Consider the following 9,103-nt stretch of genomic DNA (forward strand, 5'->3'; position numbering starts at 1 on the left):
GCTGCGCGAGATGGCCGACAAGCTCAAGGCCAATGGTGTCGACGTGAAGTACGCCATTCATCCGGTCGCCGGCCGCATGCCCGGCCACATGAACGTCCTCCTTGCCGAAGCCAATGTGCCGTACGACGAAGTGTTCGAACTCGAGGATATCAACTCTGAATTCGCGCAGGCCGATGTCGCCTATGTCATCGGCGCCAATGACGTCACCAACCCGTCCGCGCGGGATGACAAGAGCTCCCCTATATTCGGCATGCCGATCCTCGACGTCGACAAGGCCCGCACCTGCCTGTTCGTCAAGCGCTCGCTCGGCTCCGGCTATGCCGGCATCGACAACACGCTGTTCTACAAGGACGGCACCATGATGCTGCTCGGCGATGCCAAGAAGATGACCGAGGAGATCGTCAAGGCCATGGATCATTGATCCGGATTCGCGGTCCAGTGCACCGCTAATTGCTCGGAAAAAAGCCCGGCTCCGCGCCGGGTTTTTCTTGACTTGAACATCTGGCCTGCAGCGTCTTTGCTACCATGCCGGTTTCAGCGCTACGATGAACAAATTCTGTTCCGGGCTTTGTCACCAAACGGAGGCACTGGTGTCCGACCTTCATCCTGTTGCGTCGCCGACCAAGACCAGCCCGCCGGCCTCCGGAAAGGCGCCGCGCAAGCTCAGCCAGGCCGTGGTGATCGTGCATGGCATGGGCGAACAGCGACCCATGGGCACGCTGAGGGAATTTGTTCAGGCTGTTTGGAGTCACGACCCTGCTCGCGTGCCGTTTTACGCCCGTGTCGCCGATTCGGGCGGTCCCGCCGGCTCGAAGATCAACCAGAGCTGGATCACGCCTGACAGCCGCACGAACTCGCACGAGCTTCGCCGGATCACCACCCCTTACGATGTCGATGGCCGCCGCACTGATTTCTACGAGCTTTACTGGGCCGACATCACGCAAGGCACGACGCGGGGCCGGCTTGCGGCCTGGGTGACAAATCTGCTCTGGCGCAAGCCCGCCGACATTCCGCGCGACGCCCGCGGACTCTATGTCGTTACGCTTCTGGCCGTCATAACAGTCTTGGGCGCGGCGCTCGTGCTCGCGACCTCGGCCTTGCAAGGGTATATTTCCTGGACCACGGGCATGCTCGTCACGATCCTGGCCTCGTTCGTCGTCTGGTCGGTGGACCGGTTCGGTCTTCCTTATTTCGGTGATGTGGCCGCCTATGTCCGTGCTGAAGCGGCAACGGTGGAGAAGCGCGCGCTTGTCCGCGACCGTGGCCTGACGCTGCTGAGGCGTCTCATGATGGACGATACCTACGACCGCATCGTGCTGGTCTCACACAGCCTGGGATCAATGATCGCCTATGATCTGCTGCAGATATTGTGGGCTGATTTCAGGCCGCGAAAGCTGGAAGCGGTCCGCGACAAGGCGAGACTGAAAGCGATCCGCGCCGTCGACAGCGCTACGCTCAACGCCGATGGTTCTGCGTGGCCCGACAGCTTGGATGACCTCTCCGGATTCCGGCGAGATCAATGGGAACTCTATCGCCAACTCCGCGCCAGGGACGACGTTCATCCATTGCCGTGGAAGATCAGCGATTTCGTCACGCTCGGCAGCCCGCTGACCCACAGCGAATTTCTGGTGACCTACAATCTCGCCGAATTCAGGCGCGGCATCGCTGAGCGGCTGTTCTCGGCGTGTCCGCCAATCGCCGATACGGCGGCCGGTGGAACCGTCCTCTATCAGGAAGGGCGCAGCCGTTCGGGCAGGCCGCAGCGGGCGGTGCATCATGGCACTGTATTTGCCGCGACGCGCTGGACCAACATCTTCGACAGGGGCAATGGCTGGCTGACGGGCGACCCGATCTCCGGGCCGATGGCGGAAAATTTCGGCCCCGGCGTGGAGAACATTCAGGTCGAGCTGCGCAGTTCGCTTGGCCGCATCTTCACCCACAGGCTCTATTGGTCGCTGAAGGCGACCGGCGTCCAGGTCGCCGCAGCGGCCGGAACGCCGCCGCGCTCGCATATCGAGGTGCTGCGCGACGCCGTCGATCTCGGCCGCAAACTGGAGCCAAGCCAGGGGGTGTCCACGGTTTTTGCCGGAAAGTAAGAGCCGGCGCTCGTTTCGGTGAACCGGCGCTGGCAATCACCCCATCGAAACAGCATGTCTATGCAGGGGCAGTGTCCCTGCATAGAAGAAACCGTCAAGCACCGATCAGCGGTTGGTCAGGAAGACCGCCTCCTCGTCGTCGCGCTGCCTGCCGCCAAGGGCTGCCGCGGCGCTTGCGATGAAAGCGCCGACAACCAGCGACAGTGCGCCAAGCAGCGCGAAGGTGGCACCGGCTTTCCTGGCGGTATCGGCAGCCTGCTGAGCCTGAACCTTCGCCTCTTCGACCCTGGCAAGCACGGCATCGACACGAGCCCTGGCATCCGGTTCCGACAGCCCGGCTCGGGCAGCCACCAGCTGCGACAGATAGGTCTTGTCGTCGGCAGACACTTCTCCTGCTGCTGCGCTCGCGATCAAAATGCGCGAAGCCTGCGCCGTCGCCGCCGCATCGCTCTCCGGGCTGGCGGCAGCAAGCCTGGCCGCATCGGCAGGGCGGAACAATGCATCGACGAAGTACGACGTTGCGTTGTCGGTCGCGGCGCCTCCGGCGTTTGCAGTGGCACCTGCCGAAGCGCCCATTGCCGCGCCCGACGCGACTGTCGAAGCGGCCTGGACGCCGGTTCCGACAGCTGCGGAAAGCGCCGAGCCGAGCACGCCGGCGACGAGCAACGTTGCAAGCGCCCAGGCGAGGAAGCCGTGGGCGGTATCGCGGAAAAAGACTTCATCGGTGTGGACGCCGACCCATTTGGTGCGCAGGCGCCCGGCAAGATAACCGCCGGCAGCCGACGACAGCCACTGCACGATGATCAGCCACGCGGCGGTGGAGGCCGCGAAAGTTGTGACCGATGTGCTTAAGCCGGACCACGGCGAAACCATGGTCAGCCCGAGCCCGGAGCCGAGCAACATCAGGATCAGTGTTAGCCCCGAGGCAGCAAAGGCGCCGGCCACGATCGGCCCCCAGCTGACAGCGGTGGAAGAGGATTCCGTCGGTGCGGAAACGTCGACAGCCGTTAGGGTTGACTGCATGTCAGCCCCCTACCGTGCGAAAAGCATGATGAGAATAATGATCGGAATCGGGACTCCGAGAAGCCAGAGCAAAATGCCACGTCCCATGAGTGCCTCCTGCGGCGATTGTGATCAATCACAATGCCTTGGAAGCCTTTCCGTTCCGGCCGGCCCTCAGTGAACCTTTGTTGCGATGCAGCAGACATCTTTGGCAGGCCTAGGTCTACCAACGATGTCTCAAGCGCTTGAGATTGAGCGTCCGGCCTGGGCTTTAAATATCCAGATTGGCGACGGACAGGGCGTTTTCCTGGATGAACTCACGCCTGGGCTCGACCTCGTCGCCCATCAGCCGCGAAAACAGCGAGTCGGCGTCCGTCGCGTCATTGACCTTGACCTGCAAAAGCGAGCGCACATTCGGGTCGAGCGTGGTCTCCCAGAGCTGCTCGGCGTTCATTTCGCCGAGGCCCTTGTAGCGCTGCATGGTCAGGCCTTTGCGGCCGGTGGCAAACACGGCGTTGAGCAGCGCCAGCGGTCCCGAGATGGTTTCCGACACATCCTTGCGGCGCAGCACCGGCGGCTCGCCATAGACTTCTGCGAGGCGAGGCGCATAGCGGTCGAGCTGGCGGGCGTCGGCCGAATTGATCAGCGCGAGATCGAGATGCGCGAACTCCTTGACGCTGCGCACCGTGCGCTCGAACACATAGCCGCCGACCCCTTCGTTTGAGGTCGACATGCGGCCCGTCCAGCCGCGTTCGGTGTCCTCGGCGATGATGTCGAGACGCCGGGCGACGCGATCGGCCATGGCGTTGGCCCGGCCGAGATCGGCGAAAACGTCCGGGTTGAGCGCGCCGGCAATCGCGGCCTGCTCGACCACGCCTCTGTTGTAGCGAGTGTGCAGCCCGTTAATGAGCTGGCGCACCGCCAGCGCATCGTCGATGGCGCTGCGCAGGTCCTGTCCGGCCCGCACCTCGCCGGTGCTGAGCGCAAGCGACGCCTCCTCCAGCCCCGAGCCGATCAGAAATTCCTCGAAGGCGCTTTCGTCCTTGAGGTATTGCGAGCTCTTGCCACGCGTCACCTTGTAGAGCGGCGGCTGGGCGATATAGAGATGGCCGCGCTCGATCAGCTCGGGCATCTGCCGGAAGAAGAAGGTCAGCAGCAAGGTGCGGATGTGGGCGCCGTCGACGTCGGCGTCGGTCATCAGGATGATCTTGTGATAGCGCAATTTGTCGGCGTTGAACTCGTCCTTGCCGATCGAAGTGCCGAGCGCCGTGATCAGCGTACCGATCATGTCGGAGCCTAGCATGCGGTCGAAGCGAGCCCGCTCGACATTGAGAATCTTGCCGCGCAGGGGAAGAATGGCCTGGTTCTGACGCGAACGGCCGCCCTTGGCCGAGCCGCCGGCGCTGTCGCCCTCGACGATGAAGATTTCGGACTTCGCCGGGTCGCGTTCCTGGCAGTCGGCCAGCTTGCCGGGCAGCGAGGTGACGCCGAGCGAGCTCTTGCGGGTGATGTCGCGCGCCTTGCGCGCGGCTTCGCGCGCCGCTGCCGCCTGGATGACCTTCTCGATGACCACCTTGCCCTCGGTCGGGTGCTCTTCGAGCCAGGTGCCGAGAGCTTCGTTGACGAGCCCTTCCACCACCGGACGGACTTCGGACGAGACCAGCTTGTCCTTGGTCTGCGAGGAGAATTTTGGGTCGGGAACCTTGACCGACAGCACGGCCGTCAGCCCTTCGCGGCAATCGTCGCCGATCAGCGCCACCTTCTCCTTCTTGGTGAGGCCCGAGGATTCGCCGTAGCCGGTTATCTGGCGCGTCAGCGCGCCGCGAAAGCCGGCAAGATGCGTGCCGCCGTCGCGTTGCGGAATGTTGTTGGTGAAGGCCAGCACGTTCTCGTGGTAGCTGTCGTTCCACCACATGGCGACCTCGACGGTGATGCCGTCACGCTCGGCTTTGATCGCAATCGGCTTGTCGATCAGCGGTTTCTTGACGCGGTCGAGATATTTGACGAACTCCTCCAGCCCGCCATCATAGTGCAGCTCATGGCGCACGACGTCGGCATGGCGGGCATCGGTCAGAACGATGCGAACGCCAGAATTCAGGAAGGCGAGTTCGCGCAGCCGGTGCTCCAGCGTGCCGAAGTCGAACTCGACCATGGTGAACGTCTCGGCTGACGGGAAAAAGGTGATCTCGCTGCCGCTGCGCCCCTCATAAGTGCCGGCAACCTTGCGCTGTTCGTAGGTGCCGGTGACCCTCAGCGGCGCGTCGGCATTGCCGTGCGTGAAGCTCATCTCGTAGATCTGGCCGTTGCGGCGGATCTTCAGCTTCAGCCAGCCCGACAGCGCGTTGACTACCGAGACGCCGACGCCGTGCAGACCGCCCGACACCTTATAGGAGTTCTGGTCGAACTTGCCGCCGGCATGCAGCTGCGTCATGATCACTTCGGCCGCCGATATGCCTTCGCCGGTGTGGATATCGGTCGGAATGCCGCGGCCATTGTCGATCACCGTCACCGAACCATCGGGGTTGAGCGTTACCGTGACAAGGTCGGCATGGCCGGCCAGCGCTTCATCGATGGCGTTGTCGACGACCTCGTACACCATGTGATGCAGGCCCGACCCGTCGTCGGTATCGCCGATATACATGCCAGGCCGCTTGCGGACGGCATCCAACCCCTTCAAAACCTTGATGGAATCGGCGCCGTACTCGGCCTCAGCGCCGTTGGCGTTGTCGATCTGATCGCTCATGAAAACCTGTCTGATTGATGCCGCACATCCAGCGCAGAAATCGGCTCCGAATCGCGCGTCTTTGATGTCCTAGATATAAGTGCAAAAGGCGGTTTTTCCAAGGTTTGCAAGCATTTCCGAATGGAAGAAGAACACGCTCGGCCGGCCATGGCATCGGACCCAAAAAGTGGATCGGTTTTGGAACAGAGCGGCGGCAACAAGAGCAGGCCGCCCTGTTCCGGCAATCAGGTACTTTCCAGTCCCCGGTTACATTCCGGAGAGGCCGGCGGCATGGACGCTTGCCTTGCCAGCCACTACATTGAGGTGACCAGCGGAGCACGCCATGGACAGTCAGCCCGCCCCATTCGTCCCGCCGGCACCGAAGCCGCGTACCTCGCCGCCTTCGACGCTGGAGATGATCCGCATCGTCTATCGCAATCCGCTCGAACTGTGGGGCGAGCCGACCTACAACGAACCCTGGATTTCGGTGACCGGCATCGGCGGGCCACTGGTCATCGCCAATGACCCCGGCCTCATTCGCCACGTGCTGGTCGACAATGCGAAAAACTACAAGATGGCGACGGTGCGTCAGATGATCCTGCGGCCGATCCTGCGCGACGGCCTGCTGACCGCTGAGGGCGAGGTATGGAGGCGCTCGCGCAAGGCGATGGCGCCGGTGTTCACGCCGCGGCACATCTTCGGTTTTGCCGAGCCGATGCTGAGGCGCACACGGGAGTTCGTCACGCGCTACGAGGGCGGCGGCACGTCGGACATCGCCCATGACATGACGCTGCTTACCTTTGACATCCTGGCCGAGACGCTGTTTTCCGGTGACATATCAGGTTGTCCGGGCAGCGTCGCCAAGGAGATCGACCGGCTGTTCGAGACCATGGGCCGCGTTGATCCGCTCGATCTGTTGCGGGCGCCCGATTGGCTGCCGCGCCTGACCCGCATCCGCGGCCGCAAGACCATGGCCTATTTCCGCAAGATCGTCACCGACACCGTCAAGATGCGCGAAGAGCGGGTCAAGCGCGATCCGGACAAGGTGCCGCAGGATTTTCTCACGCTCCTGCTCAAGGCGGAGGGACCGGACGGGCTGACGCGCGCCGAGGTCGAGGACAACATCATCACCTTCATCGGTGCCGGCCATGAGACTACGGCGCGTGCACTTGGATGGACGCTCTATTGCTTGGCCGAAGCGCCTTGGGAGCGCGAAAAGATCGAGCGCGAGATCGACGCGGTGCTGGCGCGCGAGTCCGATCCGACAAAGTGGCTCGACGCCATGCCGTTCACCCGCGCCGCCTTCGACGAGGCGCTCAGGCTCTATCCGCCGGCGCCGTCGATCAACCGCGAGCCGATCGAACCCGAAATCTGGAACGGCCTCTATATACCGAGGCGCGCCGCGGTGCTGGTCATGCCGTGGGTTGTTCATCGCCATCGCAAGCTGTGGGAGCGGCCCGACGCGTTCATGCCCGAACGCTTCCATCCGGGAAATCGCGAGAAGATCGACCGCTTCCAGTATTTACCGTTCGGCGCCGGTCCTCGCGTCTGCATCGGCGCCAGCTTTGCCATGCAGGAGGCGATCATCGCTCTGGCGATCATGCTGTCGCGTTTCCGCTTCGACACCACCGCCGAGACTAAGCCGTGGCCGGTGCAGAAACTGACGACGCAACCGCAGGGCGGCCTGCCGATGCAGGTCACGCGGCGCCGTTAGTGATCGCCTGATTGGCTAGGCCGCCGTCTTGCGCTGGAACTGGCCCGCGGCCCGGTAACGCCAGAGATAACTGGGCAGGATGCTGCCGATCGACTGTGGCTGGATATCGAGACCGGCGAGCGTCCTGTTTTCCCTGGTGGCCGCTTCCGACACGACGTTGTGCTCGCGCAATTGCAGGACCTGATCCTTAGTCAGCAGTGGATTGGGCAAAAGCCCGAGAATCGATGCCTGCATGTTCGCCACCCACCAAGGCACCGACACCAGAAGTCGCTTGCGGTCGATCATGGCAAGCATTTCCTGCATGCATTGTTTGAAGGTGAGCACCTGCGGCCCGCCAAGCTCATAGATCCGGCCGCCCTGGACTTTGCCGTCGACCGAGCGCGCCACCGCTTCGGCGACATCGCCGACATAGACCGGCTGGAATTTGGTCTGCCCACCGCCGATCAGCGGCAGGACCGGCGAATAGCGCGCCATATTGGCGAACCGGTTGAAGAAGCTGTCCTCCGGCCCGAAATTGATCGACGGCCGCAAGATGACGGCATCGCTGATCGTTTCCAGGACCGCTTTTTCGCCGAGCGCTTTGGTGCGCGCGTAGTCCGATTGCGCGTTCAGATCGGCGCCCAGAGCCGAGATATGGGTGAGGCCAGCGCCGACGGCGCGCGCCGCTTCGGCGACGGCGCGTGCGCCGAATTCGTGGACGGAGGTGAATTTCTGCCGGCCGCTCTCATGCAGGATGGCCACCAGATTGACGACATGATCGGCGTCTTGCACGGCGCGGTCGACCGACCAGCGCACGCGAACATTGGCCTGCACCGGCTGGATCTGGCCGACATTGCCGAGCGGCTGCAGATGGCCGGCGAGATCGGGCCGGCGGCAGGCGACCCTTATGCGGTAGCCGCGCCTGGCCAGCGCCCGCACGACGTGACGGCCGACAAAGCCGGAACCGCCGAACACGACGACGAGCTTTGGGGTCTGCAGGATTTCGGTCATTGCTGGCTCCGGCGCAGTTTCCAGATTTACTGGTGCTTGACTGAAGCCGTTTCTTAGTCCGTTTCGCGCCAAAGGCAAAGGGCGACGATAAGTCGCCGGAGACCTTGTTTCGACCGCGTCAGAACGCCCTGCCGATGCGTGCGTCGACCGATTGGCGGTTGCCGCCGCGAATGATGAAGAAGAACAGGATCGCCGCCCACAGCAGCGATTTTTCGGCGCCCGAAAAGCCCTCGCCCATAGTGACCCAATGGAACCAGACGGTGACCAGAAGCACGAACATTCCGGCGAAGGCGGCCGGTCGGGTCAAGAGACCTATGGCGATGAAAATGCCTCCGAAGAACTCGGTGCATGCCAAGAGCAGGGACCAAAATGCGCCCGGATAGAAGCCGAGGCCTTCGACCATCTCGGCGGCGCCAAACGGATCGGTGATCTTCTGCGAACCATGAATGGTGAGGAAGATGCCGGCAACGGCACGCAGGATGGTTTCAGAGGTGGTGTGCAGCGCCGCATAAAGGCTGCCAAGGGCTGGGACGAAAAGGCTTCTTCTGGAATTGTCGGTGCTTGCGGACATTGGGGCTC

General features: G+C 63.0%; 7 protein-coding genes. 3 read left to right on the forward strand and 4 right to left on the reverse strand.

Features of this window, described 5'->3' with window-relative positions:
• Positions 1 to 421 (forward strand): NAD(P)(+) transhydrogenase (Re/Si-specific) subunit beta (locus EOA86_RS10980; RefSeq protein ID WP_164891677.1); only part of this gene is annotated, 421 nt, incomplete at its 5' end.
• A 169-nt stretch (positions 422 to 590) separates the two neighbouring features.
• Positions 591 to 2,096 carry a hypothetical protein gene (locus tag EOA86_RS10985; RefSeq protein ID WP_128341642.1) on the forward strand — a complete coding sequence of 502 codons (1,506 nt, stop codon included), beginning with the start codon at positions 591 to 593 and terminating at the stop codon, positions 2,094 to 2,096.
• A 105-nt stretch (positions 2,097 to 2,201) separates the two neighbouring features.
• Here the strand turns inward: EOA86_RS10985 and EOA86_RS10990 are convergent, their stop codons facing one another.
• The gene (locus EOA86_RS10990) at positions 2,202 to 3,119 is read right to left on the reverse strand and encodes a hypothetical protein (RefSeq protein ID WP_127209980.1); all 918 of its coding nucleotides are present in this window, start codon (positions 3,117 to 3,119) and stop codon (positions 2,202 to 2,204) included.
• A 250-nt stretch (positions 3,120 to 3,369) separates the two neighbouring features.
• Positions 3,370 to 5,841 carry a DNA topoisomerase (ATP-hydrolyzing) subunit B gene (gyrB, locus tag EOA86_RS10995; RefSeq protein ID WP_029347620.1) on the reverse strand — a complete coding sequence of 824 codons (2,472 nt, stop codon included), beginning with the start codon at positions 5,839 to 5,841 and terminating at the stop codon, positions 3,370 to 3,372.
• Positions 5,842 to 6,163: 322 nt separating this feature from the next.
• Here gyrB and EOA86_RS11000 point away from each other — a divergent pair, with 322 nt between their 5' ends.
• Positions 6,164 to 7,534, forward strand: a complete 1,371-nt coding sequence (locus EOA86_RS11000; RefSeq protein ID WP_128341644.1) for a cytochrome P450 — start codon at positions 6,164 to 6,166, stop codon at positions 7,532 to 7,534.
• Positions 7,535 to 7,549: 15 nt separating this feature from the next.
• Here the strand turns inward: EOA86_RS11000 and EOA86_RS11005 are convergent, their stop codons facing one another.
• Positions 7,550 to 8,524, reverse strand: coding sequence for a complex I NDUFA9 subunit family protein (locus tag EOA86_RS11005; RefSeq protein WP_128341646.1), 975 nt, complete (start codon positions 8,522 to 8,524; stop codon positions 7,550 to 7,552).
• 118 nt (positions 8,525 to 8,642) lie between these two features.
• Complete coding sequence (locus EOA86_RS11010) at positions 8,643 to 9,095, reverse strand: DoxX family protein (RefSeq protein ID WP_128341648.1); 453 nt, start codon at positions 9,093 to 9,095, stop codon at positions 8,643 to 8,645.
• Positions 9,096 to 9,103: the final 8 nt, after the last annotated feature.

Source organism: Mesorhizobium sp. M5C.F.Ca.IN.020.32.2.1, assembly GCF_004023105.1.
Classification (GTDB): Bacteria; Pseudomonadota; Alphaproteobacteria; order Rhizobiales; family Rhizobiaceae; genus Mesorhizobium; species Mesorhizobium wenxiniae.